Genomic DNA, 629 nt, shown 5'->3' on the forward strand with positions numbered 1-629 from the left:
CACCGGAAGTGCGAACTGGCGGTTCAAGAAGCGCAAGACGGACCCCACCGTCGCCGACACCGACTGGGGTGGCGGCCGGGACGGCGCCGAGGTGAAGAAGCGCTCCGATCCCTCCCGGCACGGGTGAGCCGCCCGTCCCGAACGAGCCACTAGGCTCGGCGCGTGGATGCCGAGGAGATCGCCAAGTCGGCCGCGCTCGAGCGACGGCACTGGTGGTACGCCGCACGCCGGGCCCTGGTCCGTCGTACCGTCAAGGACTGGCCGGCCGGTCGCGCCGTCGACGTCGGGTGCGGCATGGGCGGCAACACGGTCGTGCTCCGTGAGCTCGGCTGGAAGGCCATCGGTGTCGAGTACACCGAGACCGGCGCGGAGATCGCGGCGTCCCGCGGGATCCCTGTCGTGCGGGGCGATGGCCGGCGCCTGCCGATCGCTGACGAGTCGGTCGACCTGGTCATGTCGACCGACGCATGGGAGCACATCGACGACGACGTCGCGGTCGCCGACGAGACCCGACGCGTCCTGCGCCCCGGTGGTCGAGCGCTGATCGCCGTCCCTGCCGGGATGGCGTTGTGGAGCGGCCACGACGTGGCGCTCGGACACGTCCGCCGCTACGAGCGCGACGAGCTCGC

General features: G+C 72.2%; 1 protein-coding gene. It reads left to right on the plus strand.

Going from position 1 to position 629, the window contains the following annotated elements:
- Positions 1 to 162: 162 nt before the first annotated feature.
- The coding region (locus tag ACOADB_RS14410; RefSeq protein WP_378599824.1) for a class I SAM-dependent methyltransferase at positions 163 to 629 on the plus strand (467 nt) is incomplete at its 3' end.

Source organism: Nocardioides sp. CPCC 206348, assembly GCF_048654705.1.
Classification (GTDB): domain Bacteria; phylum Actinomycetota; class Actinomycetes; order Propionibacteriales; family Nocardioidaceae; genus Nocardioides.